General features: G+C 38.4%; 30 protein-coding genes and 1 other RNA gene. 4 read left to right on the top strand and 27 right to left on the bottom strand.

What is annotated here, in order from left to right:
- Positions 1-90 precede the first annotated feature (90 nt).
- From QBK89_RS09040 to metG, 8 genes are all read right to left on the bottom strand, one after another.
- Positions 91-249 carry a small, acid-soluble spore protein, alpha/beta type gene (locus QBK89_RS09040; RefSeq protein ID WP_284140717.1) on the bottom strand — a complete coding sequence of 53 codons (159 nt, stop codon included), beginning with the start codon at positions 247-249 and terminating at the stop codon, positions 91-93.
- Positions 250-471: 222 nt separating this feature from the next.
- Positions 472-735, bottom strand: a complete 264-nt coding sequence (gene veg, locus QBK89_RS09035; protein WP_284140716.1) for a biofilm formation stimulator Veg — start codon at positions 733-735, stop codon at positions 472-474.
- A gap of 316 nt (positions 736-1051) precedes the next feature.
- Positions 1052-1951: a sporulation peptidase YabG gene (gene yabG / locus QBK89_RS09030; protein WP_284140715.1), complete on the bottom strand. Its 900-nt coding sequence runs from the start codon at positions 1949-1951 to the stop codon at positions 1052-1054.
- 145 nt (positions 1952-2096) lie between these two features.
- Positions 2097-2978, bottom strand: a complete 882-nt coding sequence (gene rsmA, locus QBK89_RS09025; RefSeq protein WP_284140714.1) for a 16S rRNA (adenine(1518)-N(6)/adenine(1519)-N(6))-dimethyltransferase RsmA — start codon at positions 2976-2978, stop codon at positions 2097-2099.
- The gene (gene rnmV, locus QBK89_RS09020) at positions 2971-3543 is read right to left on the bottom strand and encodes a ribonuclease M5 (protein ID WP_284140713.1); all 573 of its coding nucleotides are present in this window, start codon (positions 3541-3543) and stop codon (positions 2971-2973) included. Before rnmV ends, rsmA begins: the two co-directional genes overlap by 8 nt.
- Positions 3544-3627: 84 nt before the next feature.
- Positions 3628-4827 carry a G5 and 3D domain-containing protein gene (locus QBK89_RS09015; RefSeq protein ID WP_284140712.1) on the bottom strand — a complete coding sequence of 400 codons (1200 nt, stop codon included), beginning with the start codon at positions 4825-4827 and terminating at the stop codon, positions 3628-3630.
- A 246-nt stretch (positions 4828-5073) separates the two neighbouring features.
- Complete coding sequence (locus QBK89_RS09010) at positions 5074-5844, bottom strand: TatD family hydrolase (protein WP_284140711.1); 771 nt, start codon at positions 5842-5844, stop codon at positions 5074-5076.
- Between the two features lie 86 nt (positions 5845-5930).
- Positions 5931-7886 (bottom strand): methionine--tRNA ligase, encoded by a 1956-nt coding sequence (gene metG, locus QBK89_RS09005; protein WP_284140710.1) that lies wholly within the window; start codon positions 7884-7886, stop codon positions 5931-5933.
- Between the two features lie 401 nt (positions 7887-8287).
- Here metG and QBK89_RS09000 point away from each other — a divergent pair, with 401 nt between their 5' ends.
- The gene (locus QBK89_RS09000; RefSeq protein WP_284140709.1) at positions 8288-8563 is read left to right on the top strand and encodes an AbrB/MazE/SpoVT family DNA-binding domain-containing protein; all 276 of its coding nucleotides are present in this window, start codon (positions 8288-8290) and stop codon (positions 8561-8563) included.
- Positions 8564-8642: 79 nt separating this feature from the next.
- Here the strand turns inward: QBK89_RS09000 and rsmI are convergent, their stop codons facing one another.
- The 17 genes from rsmI to ffs form a co-directional block, all read right to left on the bottom strand.
- Positions 8643-9527 carry a 16S rRNA (cytidine(1402)-2'-O)-methyltransferase gene (gene rsmI, locus QBK89_RS08995; RefSeq protein ID WP_284140708.1) on the bottom strand — a complete coding sequence of 295 codons (885 nt, stop codon included), beginning with the start codon at positions 9525-9527 and terminating at the stop codon, positions 8643-8645.
- Positions 9505-9786, bottom strand: coding sequence for a GIY-YIG nuclease family protein (locus tag QBK89_RS08990; RefSeq protein ID WP_284140707.1), 282 nt, complete (start codon positions 9784-9786; stop codon positions 9505-9507). Before QBK89_RS08990 ends, rsmI begins: the two co-directional genes overlap by 23 nt.
- Positions 9779-10519, bottom strand: a complete 741-nt coding sequence (locus QBK89_RS08985; RefSeq protein WP_284140706.1) for a tRNA1(Val) (adenine(37)-N6)-methyltransferase — start codon at positions 10517-10519, stop codon at positions 9779-9781. Before QBK89_RS08985 ends, QBK89_RS08990 begins: the two co-directional genes overlap by 8 nt.
- Positions 10520-10656: 137 nt before the next feature.
- Positions 10657-10983, bottom strand: a complete 327-nt coding sequence (yabA, locus tag QBK89_RS08980; RefSeq protein WP_443089760.1) for a DNA replication initiation control protein YabA — start codon at positions 10981-10983, stop codon at positions 10657-10659.
- Between the two features lie 50 nt (positions 10984-11033).
- On the bottom strand, positions 11034-11861 hold the full coding sequence (locus QBK89_RS08975) for a PSP1 domain-containing protein (RefSeq protein ID WP_284140704.1): 828 nt from the start codon (positions 11859-11861) through the stop codon (positions 11034-11036).
- A gap of 5 nt (positions 11862-11866) precedes the next feature.
- On the bottom strand, positions 11867-12856 hold the full coding sequence (holB, locus tag QBK89_RS08970) for a DNA polymerase III subunit delta' (protein WP_284140703.1): 990 nt from the start codon (positions 12854-12856) through the stop codon (positions 11867-11869).
- Between the two features lie 54 nt (positions 12857-12910).
- On the bottom strand, positions 12911-13351 hold the full coding sequence (locus QBK89_RS08965) for a YaaR family protein (protein WP_284140702.1): 441 nt from the start codon (positions 13349-13351) through the stop codon (positions 12911-12913).
- Positions 13352-13383: 32 nt separating this feature from the next.
- The gene (locus tag QBK89_RS08960; protein WP_284140701.1) at positions 13384-13713 is read right to left on the bottom strand and encodes a cyclic-di-AMP receptor; all 330 of its coding nucleotides are present in this window, start codon (positions 13711-13713) and stop codon (positions 13384-13386) included.
- A gap of 16 nt (positions 13714-13729) precedes the next feature.
- On the bottom strand, positions 13730-14365 hold the full coding sequence (gene tmk, locus QBK89_RS08955) for a dTMP kinase (RefSeq protein WP_284140700.1): 636 nt from the start codon (positions 14363-14365) through the stop codon (positions 13730-13732).
- Positions 14366-14442: 77 nt separating this feature from the next.
- Positions 14443-15867 (bottom strand): aminotransferase class I/II-fold pyridoxal phosphate-dependent enzyme, encoded by a 1425-nt coding sequence (locus QBK89_RS08950; RefSeq protein WP_284140699.1) that lies wholly within the window; start codon positions 15865-15867, stop codon positions 14443-14445.
- Between the two features lie 185 nt (positions 15868-16052).
- Positions 16053-16247 (bottom strand): sigma factor G inhibitor Gin, encoded by a 195-nt coding sequence (locus tag QBK89_RS08945; protein WP_284140698.1) that lies wholly within the window; start codon positions 16245-16247, stop codon positions 16053-16055.
- Between the two features lie 124 nt (positions 16248-16371).
- Positions 16372-16638 carry a pro-sigmaK processing inhibitor BofA family protein gene (locus QBK89_RS08940; protein ID WP_284140697.1) on the bottom strand — a complete coding sequence of 89 codons (267 nt, stop codon included), beginning with the start codon at positions 16636-16638 and terminating at the stop codon, positions 16372-16374.
- 236 nt (positions 16639-16874) lie between these two features.
- The gene (locus QBK89_RS08935; RefSeq protein ID WP_284140696.1) at positions 16875-17093 is read right to left on the bottom strand and encodes a DUF2508 family protein; all 219 of its coding nucleotides are present in this window, start codon (positions 17091-17093) and stop codon (positions 16875-16877) included.
- 15 nt (positions 17094-17108) lie between these two features.
- Positions 17109-17705, bottom strand: coding sequence for a recombination mediator RecR (gene recR / locus QBK89_RS08930; protein ID WP_284140695.1), 597 nt, complete (start codon positions 17703-17705; stop codon positions 17109-17111).
- Positions 17706-17716: 11 nt separating this feature from the next.
- Positions 17717-18037, bottom strand: a complete 321-nt coding sequence (locus tag QBK89_RS08925) for a YbaB/EbfC family nucleoid-associated protein (RefSeq protein WP_284140694.1) — start codon at positions 18035-18037, stop codon at positions 17717-17719.
- 49 nt (positions 18038-18086) lie between these two features.
- Positions 18087-19769, bottom strand: a complete 1683-nt coding sequence (gene dnaX, locus QBK89_RS08920; protein WP_284140750.1) for a DNA polymerase III subunit gamma/tau — start codon at positions 19767-19769, stop codon at positions 18087-18089.
- 200 nt (positions 19770-19969) lie between these two features.
- An RNA gene (ffs, locus tag QBK89_RS08915) (signal recognition particle sRNA large type) lies at positions 19970-20234 on the bottom strand.
- Positions 20235-20464: 230 nt separating this feature from the next.
- Between ffs and QBK89_RS08910 the strand changes: the two genes are divergently transcribed.
- Positions 20465-21208 (top strand): SAM-dependent methyltransferase, encoded by a 744-nt coding sequence (locus QBK89_RS08910; RefSeq protein WP_284140693.1) that lies wholly within the window; start codon positions 20465-20467, stop codon positions 21206-21208.
- Positions 21209-21337: 129 nt separating this feature from the next.
- Here QBK89_RS08910 and QBK89_RS08905 read toward each other — a convergent pair whose 3' ends face one another.
- Together QBK89_RS08905 and tadA are read right to left on the bottom strand one after the other, a co-directional pair.
- Positions 21338-21796, bottom strand: a complete 459-nt coding sequence (locus QBK89_RS08905) for an NUDIX hydrolase (protein WP_284140692.1) — start codon at positions 21794-21796, stop codon at positions 21338-21340.
- 40 nt (positions 21797-21836) lie between these two features.
- The gene (gene tadA, locus QBK89_RS08900; protein WP_284140691.1) at positions 21837-22313 is read right to left on the bottom strand and encodes a tRNA adenosine(34) deaminase TadA; all 477 of its coding nucleotides are present in this window, start codon (positions 22311-22313) and stop codon (positions 21837-21839) included.
- A gap of 88 nt (positions 22314-22401) precedes the next feature.
- Here tadA and QBK89_RS08895 point away from each other — a divergent pair, with 88 nt between their 5' ends.
- Together QBK89_RS08895 and QBK89_RS08890 are read left to right on the top strand one after the other, a co-directional pair.
- Positions 22402-22935, top strand: coding sequence for a cysteine hydrolase family protein (locus tag QBK89_RS08895; protein ID WP_284140690.1), 534 nt, complete (start codon positions 22402-22404; stop codon positions 22933-22935).
- 101 nt (positions 22936-23036) lie between these two features.
- Positions 23037-24329, top strand: coding sequence for a glycosyl hydrolase family 18 protein (locus QBK89_RS08890; RefSeq protein WP_284140689.1), 1293 nt, complete (start codon positions 23037-23039; stop codon positions 24327-24329).
- Positions 24330-24362: the final 33 nt, after the last annotated feature.

Here is a 24362-nt window from a genome sequence, read left to right as displayed (position 1 = left end):
AGCGACTAGCACAAGCAAAAAACTTACCATATTTTTCTTATTATTGGAAAAGACATGAAGCAGAATCTATATAAAAAAGGCAAATCCTTCTTAGGATTTGCCTTGTCGCATACTCTCTTCTGCTATTTCTAGCGCCCTTTTCACGAGGTTTCCGGCATCCCTTGCCTTTATACCTCCCCAGCCTTCCTTTTGTACCGTGTCGTAAAACCCTAACTCTTTTGCAATTTCTTCCTTCATTTGCTCTGACATGATTCCACGTCTAGCCAGAAAGAACAGCTCCCTTCCCGTAAAGAAATCTTACGACAAGCTTAGCTTATGTTTATTTTCATTTGCTACACCCGTTATATGTATGTAAAGCAGGAAATTTATGATTTGATTTCCTTCGTCTCACAGAACAAAAAAGGACGGAGGTATAATTTCCAAAATGAAATAAAAGAATATATTAAAAAGAGTAGTAAACAGTTTCGTTCACTACTCTGCGATAACTTGTTGAGTTCGTTCTTCCATGAAGCTTAATTCTACCGTCTCGGTTAAAACATCTGCATAGCTGTATGAAACACGTTCGAATGCATTTTCCTCTTGGTCTAATTCTACAATAAATACGGAAGGATAGGTTTCTGCTAAAACACCAGATCGTTCAATTGTCTTCCTTCTACCGCCATTCGCTTTTAAACGCAGCCGTTTCCCGATTTGACCTTCAAGACCTTGCTTAATTTCGATTAATGTTTTCGCCACTATACTCCACCTCACTGAATTAATCATAACATAAGCTTGTTTTTTAGTCAAACAAAATATAATATTATAACAAGATATTAATTTTAATGTCAATGACTAAATTTTCCTTTTCGCAATTATTGTTTGCAAATGTTAACAAAATATGTACTTTCAGGTCGAATTTCTTTTTCATACTGAAAAAAGATACGTGGCAGCCCACCTGCTGGTAAGCTGCTCTGTCTCTTTTAATACGATTTCCGACCGCATTCTTCAAAAAACAAATGAAGATGCTGTACATATTGTCTCAGTCGAAAAGTGTCGAGCGATTTTTTTCATATTATTCCACGATGACGTTTGATTCTCCTTCTTCTAAAGTTTCCTCTAAATATGGCATTCCTGTACGTAATAAACCTCTTGTTTCTACGCCACCCATTCCTTTTTCACCTGTTAATGTATTTCTTAATGCATCCCATACATGAACTTTTTCCATGAACGGGGTGTAAGCGATCTTTGCAGCAATATAAACAGGATCAAGTGCATGAATATTGATTCGTGATGGAGAGCTTGCAAAATTAGCACCTGCACGAATAAGTGACTCGAAATGAGATTGGCAAGCACCTGCAAAAATCACCAGCTGGTCAAGGTGTGGCGTCATTTTTCTCGCTTCTCGTACCGTTTCAACAAAATACTTTGAATGGCGATAAGCACGTAAATCACTTTTAGCTCCTTTGTTTTTAGAAAAAGAATCATGTCCTGTAATGACGATAATATCTGGCTGAATTTTTTCCAATAAAGGGCCTATTTGAAAAGGCATTTCTCGCTCATTCATATGAATACCATGAACTTGAAGTCCCACTCGTTGATATAGTGCAATGCATTTCTTTAAGTAGCTTGGATCTCCATCAATGTGAAGTACACGAGCAGGGAGCTGAAAAAATTGCGTATGATCATAGCCGTCTGTTGATTGATAATCCCGTTTTTCCTTCATTAGTTGATAGTCCTGGCGAAATAACCGATATGAAAATTCTTCCTGCTGCTTCCGCTTTTTTTTCCTTTTTTCTAGTTCTCTATTCTTTACATGAACAAGGTCACTTATCGGTGCATCAGCGACAAGACGAATATCTTCTCCATGCAGTATCGCTTTTTCTTTTATGATCGATTCCACGCGAAATAGCAGATCATTGTTATACGATTGACGTGTTACTAAATCACCTATTGTATAAGATTCTGTTTGCATACATCCACCTCACAGCCTTTGTAAGAGTAAAAAGGCGCTTCTACCCTACGATATGCTTTCGCCTATACATATGTGTCTAATGGATGATAAACCGCCTTAAAAGGCATAAAAAAACACCTGAGGCAGGTGTTTTTTTACTCCGTATTTATTTCTCATGTACTTTTTTATAAAACGCATTAGCTAAAGCGGCGAATTCTTCGATTTGTAATGTTTCTCCACGCCTTGATCCATCTACGTTGACCAACTCTAATATAGGTTCAATCTCACGCTTATCGAAGGTTTCTTTAAAGAAGCTCATCAAATTATTGCGGAGCGTCTTTCGCCGTTGTGCAAAGCACGCTTGAACAATTTGAAAAAAGTAATCTTCATTTTCAACATAAACTGGGGGATTTTTACGAACCGTAAGTCGTAAAATACCTGAATCTACATTAGGCTGTGGCATAAAGACCGTTTTCGGTACATGCATGACCACTTCAGCCTCTGTATAATACTGAACAGCTATCGTTAATGACCCATAGCTTTTCGTGTTTGGCTGTGCTGCCATACGTTCAGCGACTTCCTTTTGAATCATTACCGTAAAGCTTTCGACTGGAAGCTTATCACGAAGAAGCTTCATTAAAATCGGTGTTGTAATATAATATGGTAAATTAGCGACAACATGAATAGGTTGCTCTGGTTGAAAGTATTCTTTGATCATTTGACCGACATCTGCTTCTAAAATATCTTGGTGCACAATTTGGATATTGTCATAATTCTTTAACGTATCCTGTAATATCGGTACAAGTCGTTGGTCAATTTCAAAGGCTAGCACGTTTTTAGCATGAATCGCTAATTGTTCGGTCAATGCGCCGATACCCGGACCAATTTCAATTGCACCCGCTTCTTTCGTGATTCCTGCGTGCCTAATAATATTTTCTAATACATTCACATCAACTAAAAAGTTTTGGCCTAGACTTTTTTTAAATGTGAATCGGTATGTTTGTAATATTTCTTTTGTACGTGATGGTGTAGCAATATATTTATTCATGTGCGTTCTTTTCCTCCTGAAGCAGTTGACTAATTGCTTGTTCAAGCTGTTCCTTTGATATTTGGAACATCGAAAGGCGCTTTAGCAGTTGTTTTCCATTCGTATGTCCGATTTGAAGTAATTCACCTAGTCTTTCTCTTTTTTTTGCAGCTCCTGCGCCACCGATCAAACCATATGCAATCAGTTCCTCCTGTTTAATATAAACAGGCTCCATATCGGTTAATTCATACACAGCAGCCAATGCTTCACGAATGGAATCAAGTGATGCATGCTCAATTCCTAGGCTTTTATTATGGGGATGCTTTGCTCGCGCCTTTTCCTTCGTTAAAAAAGCATGCTTACAGCCTGGAATCGCTTGGTCAATAACGTGTCGAATTCGCTCTCCGGGATAATCAGGGTCGGTAAAAATAATAACACCACGTTTATCTTTTGCGTGTTGTATTTGTTTTAGTATCTTTTTATTAATAGCCGATCCATTTGTTTCAATCGTATCGGCTTCTACCGCCTGCTTTACTTTTACCGTATCATCTTTTCCTTCTACGACAATTATTTCCTTAATCCTCAAGCAAATTCCTCTTTTCTTATTCATTTACACGTAAATAATAATGCTCTTACCACTATATCATGGTAAGAGCATCTATTTCATATGTTAATTTAAAATTTTAATTTTAACCTTTCGCACTCCCCAGCTATACGCTTGGGATTTGGTTGCTACATGGACATCAATTCGTTTACCAACGATAGAACCGCCTGTATCGCCAGCGATCGCTTCTCCATAGCCTTCTACCCATACTCTTTTTCCTAAAGGAATAACACTCGGATCAACCGCAATCACTTTCATATTTGGATTTGCCTTTAAGTTAAGTCCTGTTGTTGTATAGCCTGAGCATCCACTACATTTCGCGGTAAAGGCGCTAGCAGTAACATAAAATGTTTTTCCACCACCTGAAGAATCACTAGATAAAGTAGTTAAATTCGGCTTTGGCTCCTTTGTACCAACCGCAACAACGCGATTTTTACTTTCGGATTTTACTTGTTTTTCAAGTAGCTTTCTTCCAACTTCTTTACCATTTTCCTTCGTAACTTCAAATTTCTTCAGAAGTTCGCCTTCTTCACCTTTGGAAAGGATACGTGTTTTTCCTTTTTCCAATGAACTATCCTTCTTTTTCTCTGTTTCGTATGGGATGGCTTCCGTTTCTTCTACTGTTTCCTTTGTGACACGAACAATGTTAACCGTCGTATCCTTTTGAACTTTTTTATCAAGCGCTACGTTAATTTTATCATTGCTGTCTGCATTGTATGTAATATTATGATTATCTAATAATTGCTTGATACTTCCACCTGTTGCCCATACTTGCTTTTCTTTTCCACCATCGTTAATTGTTACCTGAAATGCTTTCGTTACATTGATTTCCATGCCATTTTTAAGTGCGGCCTCTTTTTCATGAGAAACAGCATCATGCGTTGAAATAGTAAGATTATTTTCTTGGAAGAAATCCTCAATAGAATCCGCCAACGTATAATATTCCTCTTTGTTTCCATCGATCGTTAGAATGACTTTGTTCGCTTTGTCATAATCGATCTTCATGCCATCTTTTATAATAGCATCCATGCTATGTGATAGGGCATCATATTCACCTATTGTAATTCCTACTTCTTTCAGTAGATCTTCTACTGTCTCCGCATGTGTTTGGACAGTTTGCTCTTCCCCATTATCCGCAAAGACGACTTCTGTTTTTGTCATCTCATAAAAGACAACGGTTGTAAAGGCAACCAGTGCCATCACACCAATACTTGAAATAACCAGCTTCAGCTTTGAGGCCGGCAATAGCTTTGAAAGAATTCGCATGCTTCTTGCCTCCTTAATCGATTTCGATTATATAAACACTATTATGCAAAGTCAAAGGTATTACGTTTACGGTTGTATTACAGTTTGTTTACAAATTGTTATAATCCGGTATTTTTATTAGCACAAAAGCTGTGAAACCATTATGAATATTAGGCTGGCAGACAATGGAAAAAGACTGGAACTTTTACGGACCAGTCTTTCCAAATTTCATAATTTTTATAAGTTTTATACAAAAATAGTCAATTGCTAGCGATTGATTCGAAACAACGTACAAGCATTTTCAGTTGTTATTTTGCCAATTTCTTCAAGTTTCATCCCGCGTAGTGCTGCTATTTTTTCTGCTACGAGTCGAACGTAAGCAGGCTCATTTCGCTTCCCACGGTTTGGATGTGGTGCTAAAAATGGTGCATCGGTTTCAATAAGTAGTCGATTTAATGGAACATGCACTGCCACTTCTTTCGGAAGAGGTGCATTTTTAAATGTCACTGGACCGCCTAATGAAATATAGAAGTTCATATCAAGACATGCTTGTACATAGTCAACAGCGTCATTATAACAGTGCATAATTCCGCCAACTGTTGCAGCATTTTCTGCTTGCAGAATCTCAATAATATCTTCTGTTGCCTCCCGATTATGAATAATAATTGGCATGTTCACTTTTTTGGCTAACTGTATTTGCTTGCGAAAAACTTGCTTTTGAATATCCTTCGGGGACTTGTCCCAATGATAGTCTAACCCCATCTCTCCAAGCGCTACGACCTTTGGATGAGCAGTTAGCTCTTCTAGCCAAACTAAGTCTTCATCCGTCATATCGATTGCATCAACAGGATGCCATCCGACAGCAGCGTATATCGCATCATGCTGCTCGGCGATTTCAATAGCTAGCGGAATCGTTTCTCGATCAAACCCTACCACTGCCATGCGCGTAACTCCTGCAGCAAATGCCCGTTTAATCACTTCATCTCTATCTTCCTTAAATTGCTCCGCATTTAAATGCACATGCGTATCAAATAACATTTCAAACACCTCATTTTTGATTGTGTGTTTCCTATCTAAAACTATCAGAAGAAAAGGTCAAACTCACGAAGAGCCTGACCTTTCTGTTATTTTACGACTGAACCATTTGGCAATGCTGCATCAACAGCTGCAAGTGATAAATTACCCGTTTCTGGATCTTCCGCAGATAAAATCATCCCTTCAGACCACTCTCCACGGAGCTTCACAGGCTTTAAATTGGTAACACAAATCACTTTTCTACCAATAAGGTCCTCTGGTTGATAATACTTCGCTATCCCAGAAATCACCTGACGTTTTTCAAAGCCAAGATCAAGCTTAAACTTTAATAACTTATCAGCTTTCTTCATTTTTTCACATGCTTCTACTTGAGCTACACGTAGATCAAGCTTCATGAAATCATCATAGGAGATCTCAGGCTTAGCTTCTTCTACTTTTTTCTGTTCAGTGCTTCCTTCTACAGGCTTTTGCATCATTGCTTTAATAATTTCTACCTCTTCTTTTACATCAAGACGAGGAAAGATTGGTTCTCCTTTTTCTACCTTGGTGCCTGCAGGAATAATACCTTGCGCTGTAACCCCAGCCCAAGTAACTAAGTTTTCGTCCGCGATGCCTAATTGGCGGAAGATTTCTTTTGGAGATTCTGTTAAGAAAGGAGTTAACATAATGCCTACAATTCGAAGCGAATCTGCCAAATGAGCCATTACGTTTCCTAACCGTTCCTGCTTTGTTTCATCCTTTGCCAAATTCCACGGCTCTGTTTCATCAATATATTTGTTTGTGCGGCTAATTAACTGCCACAGTATAGATAAAGCAACAGAAAATTCCATGTTATCCATTGCTACTTCATATTTTTCGACCGTTTCGGCAACAAGCTCTTCTAAAGACACATCAACATCTGTTTCTGCTTTCTTGTATGCTGGAATATTCCCATCGAAGTACTTATTAATCATAGCAACCGTACGATTTAATAGATTTCCAAGATCATTTGCTAAATCGTAATTCGTACGCTCGACGAATCCTTCAGGTGTAAACACGCCATCATGTCCAAACGGAACTTCTCTTAACAAATAATAACGGAGAGCATCCAAACCATAGCGATCAATTAATGATACCGGATCAACGACATTTCCCTTTGATTTTGACATTTTGCCATCCTTCATTAATATCCAACCATGAGCAAATATTTTCTTCGGAAGTGGAAGATCTAGCGCCATTAGCATAATCGGCCAATAAATGGTATGGAAGCGAACAATTTCCTTACTCATTAAATGGACATCAGCCGGCCAATATTTTTCGTATTTTTCAACGTTTTCCGTGCCGTAACCTAGTGCAGTAATATAATTAGAGAGTGCATCAATCCACACATAAATAACATGCTTTGGATTTCCTGGAACCTTAATACCCCATTCAAATGACGTACGAGATACAGCAAGATCCTCTAGTCCCGGGCGTAAAAAATTATTCAACATCTCATTTTTTCGACTTTCTGGTTGAATAAATTCAGGATGTTCTTCATAATAGGCAATTAATCGATCGACATATTTACTTACTTTAAAGAAATAGGATTCTTCCCTCACCTTTTCAACTGGGCCGCCACAATCTGGACAACTACCTTCCTCTAACTGGCGTTCCGTAAAAAATGATTCACAAGAAGTACAATACCATCCTTCGTATTCATCAAGGTAAATATCACCTTGTTTTACGAGCTGATCGAAAATTCGTTCCACAACCTGTTTATGTCTTTCCTCTGTCGTTCGAATAAAATCATCATTTGTGATTTTTAATTTTTTCCATAAATCTTGAATCCCGGCTACGATTTCATCCACATAGGCTTGTGGTGTAACGCCTTTTTCTTCCGCTTTTTTTTGAATCTTTTGCCCGTGTTCATCTGTACCGGTTAAGTACATGACATCGAAGCCTCGCATCCGTTTATAGCGCGCCATTGCATCTCCGGCTACCGTTGAGTATGCATGTCCTATATGTAATTTTCCACTTGGATAATAAATTGGAGTAGTGATATAAAACGTTTTTTTACTGTCCATTCGTCTTCCTCCTCAAACGACTTTCCATTCATTCATTATTCTACTATTGTAGCGATTTTACTCTAAAAATGCCAATCCAAAATCTAGTTGCATGCTATTGGTTTTTTCCAAAAAAGCTTCCAAATTTAAAAAAAGTTAAAATAAATGTCGAATTTTGTCGAAAAATCACGGGTTAATTATTGCCTTCCTTGCTTTCACATGGTAAATTTTAATTATATAGCAATTAGGAATAAGGTATGATTCGCAGTGTACCAATGGGTTCCATTAATTATCAAATTTTCGAACAAATTTTTAAATTAATATTGACACAAATAGTCAACGTTGGTATTCTATTCCTAAGAACTTGTCGAAAAATGACGAAAGTTAAAGTTAATGGAATCAACCATTAAGGAGGAGAAACGATGAAATCTACAGGTATTGTACGTAAAGTTGATGAATTAGGACGTGTAGTCATTCCCATCGAGCTTCGTCGCTCACTGGATATTAACATCAAAGATCCGCTAGAGATTTATGTGGACAATGATAAGGTGGTATTGAAAAAATACCAACCAAATATGGCATGTTACGTTACTGGGGAAGTTTCTGATGATAACGTGGCATTAGCAAACGGAAAGCTTGTACTTAGCCCAGAAGGTGCGAAGGCACTCATCGACGAAATTCAATCTCATTTTAAATAAAAGCGAAAAAGCCGCATTCGGTATTGCCCTCCAACGTTATGGAGATCACTACCTTCCTGCCGGCTTTTTTTATTGCCTACTAGTCTACGTGATAAGCTTGATATACATCTCGCTTTGAAATATCTCTATCTAATGCTACGGTCTTTATCGCTTCCTTACTTTTCATTTGTTGCTCGTTTATATAATACGCTACATGGTCAACGATTGATAAATCCTGCCACCACGCTTCCATGCTTGTATTTTCGCTTATTTCATCGATCGATCTACCGTCGACAACGATACAAAACTCTCCTTTAAGCTCCTTGCTTTCTGACCACTCTAGAAGCTCAGCAATCGTTCCACGAGCATACTCCTCAAATCGCTTTGTTAGCTCACGCGCAATGACAATTCTCCGCTCTTTACCAAATTGCTCTTCCATCGCTTTTAACGTTTCTTTGATACGGTAAGGTGATTCGTAGAATAGTAATGTTGCTGGTAAATTATTTAATCGCTTTAATTCATTGTCTCTTTCCTTTTTTTTACGTGGAAGAAACCCATAAAACAAAAATTCTGTAGAAGGTAATCCCGAGCCGACAAGTGCACACAATGCTGCATTTGCTCCAGGCAATACGACAACAGAATAGTTTTCAGCAATTGCTGATGCAACAAGCTCTGATCCCGGATCAGATATGGCAGGCATTCCCGCATCACTTACAATAGCGATGGAATGTCCCTGTTCTAATCGCGCTATAAGCTGATTCTCCCGTGCCATTTTATTATGCTCATGATAACTGATTAATGGTGTGTCGATTTCAAAATAATGGAGCAGCTTCTTTGTATTCCGAGTGTCTTCTGCAGCAATTATATCCACTGACTTTAATGTTTGTAGTGCACGAAATGTAATATCTTCTAAATTTCCAATTGGCGTAGGTACGACATAAAGTGTTCCTTCAACATCTGCTTCAAAGCTTTTTTGATTGTTCATCGTCACTTCCTCCAGTAATTAGCTGCCATTTTTGATTCCGTTTTAACTGTTTTATTGCATACTCTCTACGCAGTGCTTCTTCCTTTGTTGCATATTTTTCGAGATGCATGACTTGAAAAGGACCGCGCCCACGTGTATATTTCGCTCCTTTTCCCTGTTCATGCATCGTTAACCGATGCTGTAAATCATTCGTATAGCCTGTATACAAGCTGTCATCCTTACACTTTAATATATAAACGGTATGGACCAAACTATCCATATATAATCGCCTCGGCTTCTTTTGTATATGTACCATCTTCCCCATAAATATAGAGAGGGGGTAATATTTTTAAATCCGCCTTTCCATCTCGTATTCCTTCAATTAACAACATATTTGCATCTCTTCCTTGCTTTGGGTATACAAGCTGCATTCGCTTTGGTTCAAGCTTATATGCCCGAAACAATTCAATAATGTCTACAAGCCTGCCCGGACGATGAACCATTGCTACCTTTCCGCCTGGACGCACATGAAGCTTACATGCTTTTACTACATCCTCTAATGTACAATATACTTCATGCCTTGCGATCGTTAAATATTCATTTTCATTATACTCTGTCTCAGAAGGCGTTTTAAAATACGGTGGATTACATGTAACGACATCAAAATTACTATGTCCTAAAACAGGCTGCATTTCCTTTAAGTCGCCATGGATTAGCTTAATTTGATTCGTCAACTGATTAAGTTCCACATTCCGTGTTGCCATACTAAAAATTCGCTCTTGAATCTCTACCCCAACGAGGTTTGCACTCGTCTTTCGTGATAATAAAAGTGGAATAACACCATTTCCACTACATAAATCAAGAATTTTCCCACGTTTTATCGGGATGCTTGCAAAATCAGCTAATAACACCGCATCTAAGGAGAATGAAAAAGCTGTAGGGCTTTGAATAATTTTCATCGTTTCATCTGCTAACAAATAGTCCATCCGTTCATCATCATATAAACGTACCATGCTTTAATTCCTTCCCACTAACTTGTAATAAGATTCGTTAATAAAAAGCTATCTATAATAGAAAAGCCACTGTGATTTTTACAGAAAAAGCTGTCTCTAGCCCTATAAAACGACTCGGAGACAGCTTCTATTATAATCTATTTAGTTTTGCTTAGGAAATCAAGGCAAAACATACAATCTTCATTACGTCGTGGACTTCCAAACTCAAGATTGCAAATATGGAAGCCTTCATCGTATAGGCGAGCAAGGTTATCATACCCTTCTCCTGGTGGTGCTCCCTTTACCGCTTGATCATGCAATACCGAAGAATCCCCTATTTCGTTTGTATCCTTTCTTTCGCCATCTAGTCGATTTCGCAGATGTCGATTTTCCATTTCCAAACGATGGTTTTCCTCTAGTAAATCACTTAGGTTATTTTTTAAACTACCAAGTCGCTTATGCAACTCGCCAAGCTGTTTTTCCATATCTGTTACTTGATCAAATAATTGTCTTTTGCTCACGCCTCTTCACCCCACTATTCTGTGGCTTGCGCTGTAATAATCCCTTCTTCAATCAGTTCATCTACGGTGTATTCAACAACTCGCTCCTGATCGGTTACTTCAATTTGAATGAGTTTTTCAAGAATATTTAATCCTACAACTTGTCCTGCTCCATACGGTGTTTTCACGCGCTGACCAACATCTGGAAGCTGTCGTTTCGCTTCCTCATACTGATCATTTTCATATTTTAAACAGCACATCAACCGGCCACATAGCCCCGAAATTTTTGCTGGATTTAATGATAAATTTTGATCCTTGGCCATCTTTATCGATACAGGTTCAAAATCACCTAAAAACGTAGAACAGCATAGCATGCGTCCACATGGACCAATACCACCAAGCATCTTTGCTTCGTCTCGGACACCGATTTGTCGTAGCTCAATCCTTGTTTTGAACTGCGCGGCCAAATCCTTCACCAAATTACGAAAATCAACGCGTCCATCAGCTGTAAAGTAAAAAATAATCTTATTACGATCAAATGTAAACTCTACATCTACTAGATTCATTTCTAATTGATGCTGTCCTATTTTTTCTGAACAAGTTTGAAAAGCTTTTGCCGCATAACCTTTATTTTCGTTAACGATTGCCTTATCTTCCTCTGTAGCAATTCGAATAACTTGTTTTAAAGGTAGTACCACATCTTCTTCATCTACTTGCTTTCTAGCTATAACAACCCTTCCAAATTCAATACCTCTCACTGTCTCAACAATGACATAGTCATCATGATTAATTTGGAAATTAGAAGGATCAAAATAATATATTTTACCCGCTTTCTTAAAGCGGACGCCAATCACTTCTACCATTATTGTCACCTCTGAATTTGAAGTGTAAGTTGTTCCATTACTAACGTTGGGTGAACATTTTGTTTGATACTTCGCTTTGCCTGTAACAACTGCTGCAATATAATTGCCAATTGTTCCTGAGAAAAATGCATCGCCAAGCGTTCAAGCCGCTCATCTCCAGCTTGAAAACAAACAATGGCTGCTTCATTCCCAATATGAAAGTAGAGAACATCTCGAAATGCAAGCAATAATAAATCCAAGCCTTGCTCATGCTGCTCCCTATCTTTAAAATGAGCGAGCCAGTGGCGATGAATAAATAAATATACATCATCTGGATTGATTGCAAACATTTCTACTAATTGTACCACTAACTTTCGTGCTTCGGCAAACCAATCGTCACTTAGTAACCGCGTTGCTTCATTTAAATCGTTCGTTAAAGCACGCATAAATACAGCATTTCCTTCAGATACGCCCGATTCTACTAATATTTCATAGAAAAGTGTTGGGCTTAAAGGCTGTAAATCAATCACCTGACACCTCGAGCGAATTGTTGCAATAATTGCTTGACTATTTTCTGTTAGCATAATGGCAGTTGTCTTCTTATTCGGCTCTTCTAAAAACTTCAAAATTCGATTGGCGGCATTTAATGTTAACAATTCTGCACTTTGAATGATATACACCTTTTGATCGGACTCCAGTCCCGAATAGGTAAACTCTTTTTGTAAACGACGTACTTGTTCAATTTTAATCGATTGCCCTTCTGGTTCAATCCAGTGTACGTCTGGATGGTTTCGTGAATCAATACGCTTACACATGTTACAAGCATTACATGGTTCTATTCCAGTTTTCTGTTCACAAAATAACCCTTTCGCAAGCAATTGCGCGATTTCCCTTTTTCCCGTTCCACGTGCTCCCTGAATTAAGTAAGCATGTGAGATACGGTCTTTTTGGATACTATTCGTTATTATTCTACTTGCTAACGGTTGTACCTTTTCCATCTCTTCCCACGTTTTCATAAAACCATCCCTTACATTGTGCAGCATCACCTGTCAAAAAATAAAGACCTTATTTCATGTATATAAATTAATTAACAATCCTTTTATTTCTCCAATAAGCCCTAATAAATCAACCATTTTTCTTTCATCGCTTAAAACAGTTTCCGTTAATTCCACTAATTTTTCATCCACTTGCTTTACAGTGATTAGTTTTTGACTTTGTCCAGATAACTGAAAGCTATGAGATTCTTCTAAATGCAGTCCATTTGTTACTGCTTCCTTTAGAAAAGACCTTACGAGACGTTTAAATTTCGCTAAATCACGAAAAGAGCGAAAGCGTGCAAGGCGATCTCCCTGCACGGTAATATCACTCATTAGTTTTTGAAGTTCAGCTTGCTGCAATTTACCTGCATGGGACTGAACCATTTGGTTAAATGGTTGTTTTCCTTCTGGTAGCGTACGCATATTCTTATTTGATGCGTCCAACTGTGCACGCATATCCTGCGAAATTTTCAAGCGCTCAGCCCCTTTCCTGTCTAACGAACGGTTTAAAAGTGATGAAAAGCTTCAATCGGTAATATAAAGACAGTGGCTCCGCCAACTTCTACTTTAACTGGCTTTGGAATATAGGAATCTGCATTTCCACCCATCGGTGATATAGGAGCTACCATTTGTTCACGCTGTGAGCAATTATCTCGAATAATCGTTAATGCATCGTCAACATATTCATCCTCACAGCCAATCATTAATGTTGTATTTCCTTCTTTTAAGAACCCACCTGTTGTTGCCAGCTTAGTTGTTTTAAAGTTCCCTTCACCCAACGCATCTGTCAATCGGTTAGAATCCTTATCCTGGATTACCGCAATGATCAATTTCATGGTCTTTTCCTCCTAATTATTTTTTTGCCTCTAAAAACGAAACAATTCGTTGGAACGCATCTTCTGCAACCTTCTCTTTTTCCTGATCGGCATCAATTACTTGAATACGGTCCGGAAATCGCTTTACTAATAGCTGATATGCTTCATAGACTTGTTCATGGAAGTGCAGCTTTTCTAAATCTAAACGATTTCTTTCTCTATTTTTATTCGCCTCAATACGCTCCAATCCCTTTTTTGGAGAAATATTAAAAAATAATGTTAGATCTGGCATCGCATCCTGTATTGCAAATTGATTAATTGCAAAAACTTCATCAATACCAAGCCCTCTCGCATAGCCTTGGTAAGCAAGACTACTATCAATAAAGCGGTCACACAGTACAATTTTCCCTTTTTCCAATGCTGGTAATACTTTTTCAACGAGATGCTGCCTCCGTGCAGCTGCATACAATAGCGCTTCGGTCCTGCCATCCATTGTGGTATGTATTGGATCTAGAATGATTTTGCGGATTTTTTCCGCGATGTCAATGCCACCTGGTTCACGTGTTAACAAAACTTCATATCCGTGTTTGTACAATTTTTCATTAATGACTTGCATGACTGTTGTTTTTCCGGCACCCTCGCCGCCTTCTAATGTAATAAAGTAGCCACTCACGTATTTTTCTCCTTACTTGCACATGTTCAAGCAGTTACTACTTTCATTTCTGTTGAACCGTATTTTCATTCTAGTTACTATTTTTCTTCAAATACGAGAATTCCTGTCTGTATATATTGATTTTGAAAGGTTGCACCTTTTTTTATAAGTGCTTCTACAAGCTTTGCATGTCTATTCGTAATCCGCTCTCCCTTAAGCACCAATGGGATACCTGGGGGATACGGGATTATTGCCTCTGCGGCTATATAATCGATACTCTGTTCCAAACGCATTCGCTTGGTTGGCAACATTCGCATTTCATTATACGTATATGCTAATTGTGCATAAGACTTTTGAAAAAGTCCGCTTATATCTATTGTAGCATGATTTGAACTTATTTTTAATCGTTGTCCAATTCTTTTTAATGCAAGCTTCACTTCATCCAATCGCATTAGCTCTCCTAATCCGTGAATAAACAAAATGTGTTTATGTGACGCCAACTCTGGGTAAATTCCTTCCTGCTCAAATAAGGCTGCAACTTCATAACCACTATGTCCCTGTTTCATCGTCAGCGTTATCTTTAGAGGATCACTTGTCTCTTCTACGAACCAATGCGTACTTTCTGCAAAATCCTCTTTTAGCTGTTGTGCACTTTGTAGGATGCGCGTTAGATCCTGCTTTGTCAATGAAGCTAAAAAAGCCCGAGCAATATCGAGTGATGCAAGCAATGGATAGGATGGACTACTTGATTGAAGCATTGATAAATAATATTGAATTTGATCTCGCGTAACAAAATCTGATTTTATATGTAGCCAAGACGCCATCGTCATTGCTGGTGCCATTTTATGTGCAGATTGAACAACGACATCTGCGCCAAGCTGAAGAGCAGATGGTGGAAATGGGTCTCCAAGTGCAAAATGCACACCATGTGCTTCATCTACTAAGACAGGGATTTGATATGCATGTGCACAGTCAATGAGTTCTTTTAATGCATACGTCTTCCCATAATAGTCCGGATAGGTCAAGACAACCCCTTTGGCATCAGGATGTGCCTGTAATGCCTTCGCTAATCCCTCTATAGATGGAGCTATATAGCGATCTGTTTGGGAATCAAACATTGGATTTAAAAATATAGGAGTAGCACCAGCAAGCTCTAATCCATTCGCAATTGACTTATGACTATTCCTTTGGACGATAAGCTTTTCTCCTGGACGACACATTGCTAGAATCGTTGCTAAATTACCAACGGTTGTTCCTCCTACTAAAAAAAACGTTTCGTCCGCATGAAAAAACGTCGCTGCACGCGTTTGTGCTTCCTTTATTATTTCGGTTGGCGCATGTAAATCATCGAGACCGGTTAATTCCGTGAAATCAATCGATAAAAGTGGACCAAACGTTGCTTTTGCAAAGTCCGGAAATACGGTTCCATTTTTATGTCCCGGAACGTGAAAAGAAATAGGATTCATTGCGCTAAACTCGCAAAGCCCTCGAAAAAGCGGAACATCATATGCTGTGTTTTTCATCTTCACTCTCTCCATTCTTCCTTAAGACTACCAAAAAACAAGTAAAAAATGAAAGATTCACATATAAAAGCGCATGCTTTACCCTTTCATACAATATGGAACCTGTTTAGAACATAAGATTAAATCGCTTTATCGACAATAAAAAAGGTCTATTGCAGCTTGCTCGCAAAGACCGGGGAATCGTTCTATGAAAAAAGGGTAGGTTGATTCATATTTTTTAATTTTTGCAGATAATATCGATACTTTTCCTCTCGCGGCTCGGTATGAATCATATTATATTCACATTCGCAGCAAATAAACATGGTGTAGAGATGAATGCCAGCTTCCTTCTTTTCTTCACAAATACCGCAGTATTCCATTTCATTTACGTGCTTGTCCATTTTCCCACCTCCGTTAATCTAGCATTTCCAAATCTAACGGATTTATACAGGAAACTTTGAAATTTTTTTCATAGCTTTTTAATTTTTGCTTTAGCCTATAAGAACTGGGGTTTATAAAATTCACTCAAATAAATACAAACAAATGAATAGCTGCCAACGAAGCAACGCCAAACAAACCAAGAAAGCCAGCAATAAGTACTGTAAACACATTAATCGGAACATGGAGGCCAATCGCGCCACCTAGTACATTTAAGAAAAACAAAAACAAAACGCCAATTGCTAGTTTTACTGCACCTTGTCCAATCCACTTCATTGGCTTAACTGGTGCACCTATAAATAACAATAGAATAATCATTCCAACCATAATTGAAATCACAATTGTGGAACTCATTTTATCCAACTCCTCTTTCTTGTTTGACCTATACTACTATGTATGAACAAGAAACAAGAAAAAGAACCGAATGACGCTAGATTTGAAGATGATCGTTCATGCAAAAGAGGTTGGAACAGAAGCTTTTTCAAACTGCGATGCGATTATTCGTGTTTAAAAACAAATGCTCTTGGTTTGTCTCATATTTCTCTTATCCATAAAAAAAAGACAGGGACTCCTGTCTTTTGAAAATCTAGTTATTTATCATATCGGATGGCACTTATTTTACGATGCCTTGCCTCACGTAACAAAAATGTATATTTCGCCAATGCTAATGCTTCACTATTCTTTCCCTCAATGGTTGGTTCAATGCTTTTACTTACAATAGCACGTATTTGCTTCCAGTCATGCTCCACTGTGAAAAAGGCATCTAATAGTTGACGATCAATATCTCTTTTTTTTAGTTTCTTCCCCATGCTGTCACCTAAATTCTACAGTTCTCTTCTTCCTTCAAGTGCTTTTGATAATGTAACTTCATCTGCATATTCCAAATCACCACCGACAGGCAATCCATGTGCAATTCTTGTCGTACGAACGCCTGAAGGCTTTATAAGACGTGAAATATACATCGCCGTCGCTTCACCTTCAATCGTTGGATTCGTGGCTAAAATAAGCTCTTTTACTTCTTCATCCTTTAAACGATTTAATAATGAAGGTACATTAATATCCTCAGGTCCAATTCCATCCATTGGTGAAATCGCTCCATGTAACACATGGTATTTCCCATGATATTCCTTCATTTTTTCCATGGCAATTACATCTTTAGGATCCTGTACTACACAAATTACCGATACATCTCTCGTTGAATCCTGACAAATCAAGCATGGATCTTGGTCCGTAATATGACCACATACGGAACAGTGTGTTAATTCACGCTTTGCATTAACGAGTGATTGGGCAAATTCCATCACATCGTCTTCCTTCATATTCAAAACAAAAAACGCCAGTCGGACAGCGGTTTTTGGTCCGATTCCTGGCAATTTTGTAAAGCTGTCAATTAGCTTAGAAATTGGTTCCGGATAATACATCGTCGTTCCTCCTAGAACATGCCTCCACCAGGTAATCCTTTCGTGAATTGCCCCATCGTAGCATTTGTTTTTTCATCTACTTGGTTTAGCACGTCATTGGTAGCTGCTAAAATTAAATCTTGAAGCATCTCGATATCATCAGGATCTACAACTTCTTCTTTAATTTGCACATCGGTAATTTCTTTCTTCCCGTTTGCAGTTACGGTTACCATGCCGCCTCCTGCCGTTGCTTCAAATGTCATTTCAAAAAGCTCTTCTTGAGCCTGTAGCATCTTTTTTTGCATCTTCTGCATTTGCTTCATCATATTACCCATATTTCCCATACCTTTCATGGAAAACGCCTCCTTTAAATTGTAAAGTTGTTTTAATTAAATACAATTGTTAATCATGAATTTGTAATAAATCATCGCCAACTAACTTACGCGCTTCTTCAACGAGCGGATCTTTCTTTGCTGCTTCCTGTGGAGATTCTTGCTCTTGTTTTTTAACATATTCGTTTCGTAATTCCTTCCAATTATGAATTGGAATTGGAATCATGGTCATTTGTTTGTTTAATACCCCTGCTAAGACCGATTCAACTAACTGTTGATTGTCCAAAAACAAGGAGCAATGTATTTCATACTTAAATGCGACAATAATCGTTTTGTCTGATGCGGCAACCGGTTTAGAATCTTGAACCGTTGCATGTGCTGGTGCACTCGTTGATTTTAATTTATTCAAGAAAGCGGCCCATTGTGTTTGCACCTGCTTTAATTGATCCTTCTCCGCACCCTGTAAGCAAAGTCGGATTTTCTCAAATGGCACCTTAAAGCTATTCTTCGTTGGGCGTGGCTGTCTTTTCTTCGATTCAGAAGGAGCAGATTCATGAAAGCTTCCTTTTGATTGCTTTAATGCTTCCAATTCTTTTTCCAACTGAGCAAGCTTATGTGTCAATGCTGTGATTGCCTCAGAATCTTCAACAGGCTGCGTCGTTTGCTCTTGATAGCGATTCGTTATTGAAATAAGTGTTATTTCAATATATACCTTCGGATTATTCGTCCATTTAATTTCCTGTTGACATGCATTTAACTGCATCATGGCATCTTGAATCCAGGCTTCTGACACTTCTTGCGCAAGCTGCTTAAACGTGTCATCAATCATTGCTCGCTCAAGAATACCTTCTAGTGAAGGAGCACTTTTATACAAAAGTAGATCACGTAAGAAATAAATTAAATCATAGATAAAGCGACCCGGATCCTTGCCATTTTGAATCATGTCATCAAGTAGCTTTAATCCTTGTTGGATATCATGTGCATACATCGATTGAACGATGGCGGTCAGCGTTTTTTGCGATACGCCTCCCGTCACAGCAAGCACATCCTCCAAACCGACCTGCTCATCACTATACGAAATAGCCTGATCCAAAATACTTAGCGCATCACGCATTCCACCTTCCGCAGCAAGTGCGATCGCATCCTGTGCTTCAGTGGTTACAGAAATTCCTTCTTGCTCGATAATATGCTGCATGCGTGTCACAATTGCCTGATTTGAGATAGGCTTGAAATCAAACCGTTGGCAGCGTGAAATGATGGTTAATGGTATTTTGTGTGGTTCTGTCGTGGCTAAAATAAATACAACATGCTTTGGTGGTTCTTCTAATGTTTTTAACAATGCATTAAACGCATTCACCGAAATCATATGCACTTCATCAATAATATACACTTTATATGGAACGGAGCTAGAAGCGTACTTTACATTATCACGAATTTCCCGGATATCATCTACACTTGTATTCGATGCTGCATCAATTTCAATCACATCCGAGATCGAACCATCCTGAATTCCTCTACAAGCAGCACATGTATTACACGGCTCTTTTACTGGAGCATGCTCACAATTAATAGCCTTCGCAAAAATCTTCGCCGCACTCGTTTTTCCTGTTCCACGGGGTCCAGAAAAAATATAAGCATGCGAAAATTTATTTTCAACGATGGCATTTTGCAATGTTCTTGTTATATGCGATTGACCGGCAACGTCTGCAAAGGTTCTTGGACGCCATTTACGGTATAATGCCTGATAGCTCATCATACACGTTCCTCTCCATAGTTTCCTTCTAATTATATCCTATTTGGTTGGTTCATGTGAACCTTTAACCTGATTTCGTATTGTTACGTTATTAAAAATAGTGTATCTTCAATCGAATAACCGTTCTTCTCTTTATTCCTATAGAAAAAATCACTCCCTACCGATTTTGGCAAGAAGTGATTCGTTCACAATTATGTATACCGTGCACCTAACGTCGATGCAACTTCCCCATGCGTTACTTAAGTTCATGGCTCAGTCTAGGTAACCCTACGGCACACAGAAAAGACCACTTACTGCTGCTTCCTTCCGGACCTGACAGGGTTCATGGGTTTCTGTTGCGCAGGACCTAAACGTCAACACCAATTCCTTAAGGCAGACCATGAGGCAGCCCACCTCGGTTAGGAATTCGGCCTCGCTATAGCGGATTGCGAGTACAGGGCACCGCTACCTCCCCGCTTAGCACGGTACTAATCATTATACTTTTTTCATACATAAAATGCAATGACTAATGAAGAGTTGGTTCTAATTTACAGGAAAGGTTTGCATTGACTTTCCCATTAAAATAAGTATTAATGAAAGAGAGGGAAAAATGAATTTCCCCTATTTTTTAATCTATGGAGGTTATTATGTTTTTACTTTATTTATCTATTTCATTTTAAAACCAACCTGTTAAAAATAAAGTGAGGTGTTTTAAAATGAATTGGGTTAACAACTTTTACGAAAAACAATTTTCCATTCTAAAAGATGGATCAAAAATAACAGCGTATCATAAAAACCTAGTAACAGAATTAGAAAAACAAGTAAACAAACCTATTCAGACGATTTTGGAGTTAGGAGCAGGTTCAGGTGAGCTAGCAATCACAGCAGCACAAGAGGGCTACCACGTTACTGCAATTGAGCTTATTCCTTCGATTGTGAAGCATATGGAGGAGCAAGCAAAGCAAACTAATTTAAATGGCAGTCTTACACCAATCTGTGGTGATTTTTATACGGTAGACGTACCTGCTTCATTTGATGTCGTCCTTTATCTTGATGGCTTTGGTGTTGGAAGTGATCAAGATCAAAAAAGATTGTTACAACGAATCGCATCATGGTTAAAACCAGATGGGTGTGCACTCATTGATATTTATAGTCCATGGTACTGGATTAAAGCTGCTGGACAGCAGATGAAGATCGGCGAAGCATTTCGTAAATATGATTATGATTCTGAAGAAATGCGCATGATTGATACATGGTGGACAGATTCTGAAGAAGAAGCATTTTATCAATCGCTTCGCTGCTATGGACCCGCTGACCTCAAGCTACTCTTGGAAAACACTGGCTTAGAGCTAGTTGGTTTTATCCCAGGAGGCGGGTTAGATTATGATACGATGGAATATCATGAGAAACTTCCATTAAACGAAGCAATGTCTTATCGCGTAAAGCTCATGAAGCGTTGAATTTTCTTGTAAAGAAGAGACTTCCCTTAAAAGATATCAGAACCAATTTATAATATAAACGTACGAAACCGACTTTATTGAAAGTCGGTTTCATACTTTTCTGGATGATTAATTGGTTTAATTTCCTTTTTATGCAAAGGGGTTTTTAAAATCTATGTAATCCATAATAAATCTTCTATACTCGTCAGTTAATGTATCAGGTAACTGTTGAAGTCCAACATACTCCACTTTTACGGACTCGCGATAATCGATATTCATTTGTCCACTCACATCTCTCGTATAATATACAGCGGTTAAGGAATATAACTCATCCCCATTTTCAACTTTTAAATAATATTCAGATCCAGAATATACATGAAGTAACTTCAAGTTTTCTATGGTTAATCCTGTTTCTTCAAATATTTCTCTTTTTGCTACTTCTTCAAAGCTTTCACCTAAATCCATTAAACCGCCAGGCAACCCCCAATTTCCATCTCTTCTTTTTTGCAATAGCACTTCTTCTTTTTCATTTACAATAATGACAACAGAACCAGGTAATATAATCGGTCTATGCCCTACATATTGGCGCAAATATTTATAGTATTCCAATACGATCCCCTCCTTGTATCATATGGAACGGGTATACCCCCTATTTTTTCCGTTTACGTAATGCACGAAAAAAATCGGTTAATAGCTGACTGCATTCCGCTTCAAGCACACCAGTCGTCAATTCTACTTGATGGTTAAAGCGTTCATCGTCAAGCAAGTTCATCATTGTCCCTGCACAGCCTGCTTTTGGATCAGAGGCACCATAAACAACACGCTTTATTCGCGATTGGACGATAGCACCTGCACACATTGGACAGGGCTCTAGCGTCACATATAATGTACAATCTTCTAACCGCCATGTTCCAAGCTTTTTATTTGCTGCTTGAATAGCAATCAATTCTGCATGCGATAGTGTCTCCTGTGATGTTTCACGAACGTTATAGCCTCGGGCAATGATTTCATCCTTATAAACGATAATAGCTCCAATTGGGACTTCATCGATTTGGGCTGCTTTTTTCGCTTCCTCTATTGCTTCATACATCATTTTTTCATCATTTATTGTTATATTATCATTCATTTTTACTCCAACGCCTTATTATAAGTTTTTAATGCTGCCGATTCGGATATTACTAAGTAATGACTTTCACTAGGAAAGAGGGATAATCATGTTTCATTACGATGAGCATAGTGCTGTATTATTTGTTGATATGATAAATACCTTTGATTTTGATGGTGGTGAAAAGCTTTTAAAGCATACCGAACAAATATTACCTAACCTCGTAAAACTAAAAAAATTTGCCCATCAACACAAGCTTCCTGTTATCTATGTTAATGATCACTATGGTATCTGGCAAGCGGATTTACATAAAATCATCGCGCATTGCCACAATGAACAGAGTAAAAACGTAATAGATGCTTTAAAACCGGAAGCGGATGATTATTTTCTCATTAAACCACAGCATTCCGCATTTTTCCAAACACCACTTCAATCTCTGCTACACGAATTAGGAAAAAAACATTTAATTATGGCGGGAATTGCAGGAGACATTTGTTTGTTATTTACCGCAAAGGATGCTTATATGTACCAATACAAGCTAACGGTTCCTGGAAATTGCATGGCTTCTGAAGAAAAGGAAGGAAATGATTACGCCCTCTACCTCATGCATTCTGTCATGAAAGCAGAAATCGATTCGATTTAATCGCATATCCCCTCCTTTTCGTTCATACAATGATAGTAGTCCGCCGAATGTGTTTCCAGTTCGGCATTCATCTAGGATGAGACTTAGAAGGAGGGGTTTGCATGCAAATCCACGTTGTGAAACAAGGAGAAACTATTAACGCAATCGCAAATACATACCGAATCACCGCAAAAGCAATTATTGATGCCAATGAATTAGAAGCTCCGAATAATCTAGTTGTTGGTCAGGCACTTGTCATTCCTATAATTGGACAGTTTTATTTTGTTCAGCCGGGTGAAAGCTTATTTACAATTGCCAATAAATTTGGCCTCACGTATCAAGAGCTTGCACGCATTAATCAAATTCCCGTAACAATGACATTACAGGTTGGATTACGTCTATACATTCCTCCGCTTCCAAAACGAGAAATCACCTCAAACGCCTATGTCGAACCACTCGGAGAAAGCGTGTCAGAAACCCTCATTAATTCTGCTACAAAAAATGCACCATACTTAACCTATCTTGCTCCTTTTAGCTATCGTGTTAATCGAGATGGAACATTAAACGCCCCTCCGCTTGATAACTTTAAGCAAATTGCAGCTTCGAATAAAGCAGCTTTAATGATGGTTATCACGAACTTAGAAGGCGCAGCATTTAGCACCGAACTAGGTCATATTATTTTAACCGTTCAAGCAGTTCAAAACACGATGCTTGATTCCATCATTAATGTAGCGAAGGAAGTCGGATTTACGGATGTACATTTTGATTTCGAGTTTTTACCAAAAGAAGATCGGGAAGCATACAATACGTTTTTGCGTAAAGCAAAAGAACGTCTAGCTCAAGCTAATTTACTGCTTTCTACCGCGTTAGCACCGAAAACAAGTGCCACTCAAAAAGGAATTTTATATGAAGCACATGATTATGCCGCACATGGCGAGATTGTTGATTTCGTTGTACTAATGACATATGAATGGGGCTACAGTGGTGGACCGCCACTTGCTGTTTCACCAATTAATGAGGTTCGTAAGGTGGTTAATTATGCGTTAACAGAAATGCCAGCAAATAAAATAATGCTTGGTCAGAATTTATATGGCTATGATTGGACATTGCCATTTCAGCCTGGCGGGAATCCCGCTCGAGCCGTTAGTCCACAACGTGCAATTGCGATTGCAAGAGAAAATAACGTTGCCATCCAGTATAATACAACAGCACAAGCACCTTTCTTTACTTATACAGACAAGGAAGGGAAAAAGCATGAGGTTTGGTTTGAAGATGCCCGTTCCATCCAAGCGAAATTTAATTTAATTAAAGAATTGAAGTTGCGCGGAATTAGTTATTGGAAGCTCGGATTGGCATTTCCACAAAATTGGCTGCTTTTAGAGGACAATTTTACAATTAAAAAACTCATCGAATAAGAAAATATATCGAAAAACATAAACGTACCCTTG

The organism is Virgibacillus sp. LDC-1, from assembly GCF_030137545.1.
Taxonomy (GTDB): domain Bacteria; phylum Bacillota; class Bacilli; order Bacillales; family Amphibacillaceae; genus LDC-1.
The sequence above is the reverse complement of the archived record's forward strand: the minus strand, read 5'-3'. Positions and strand labels throughout refer to the sequence as shown.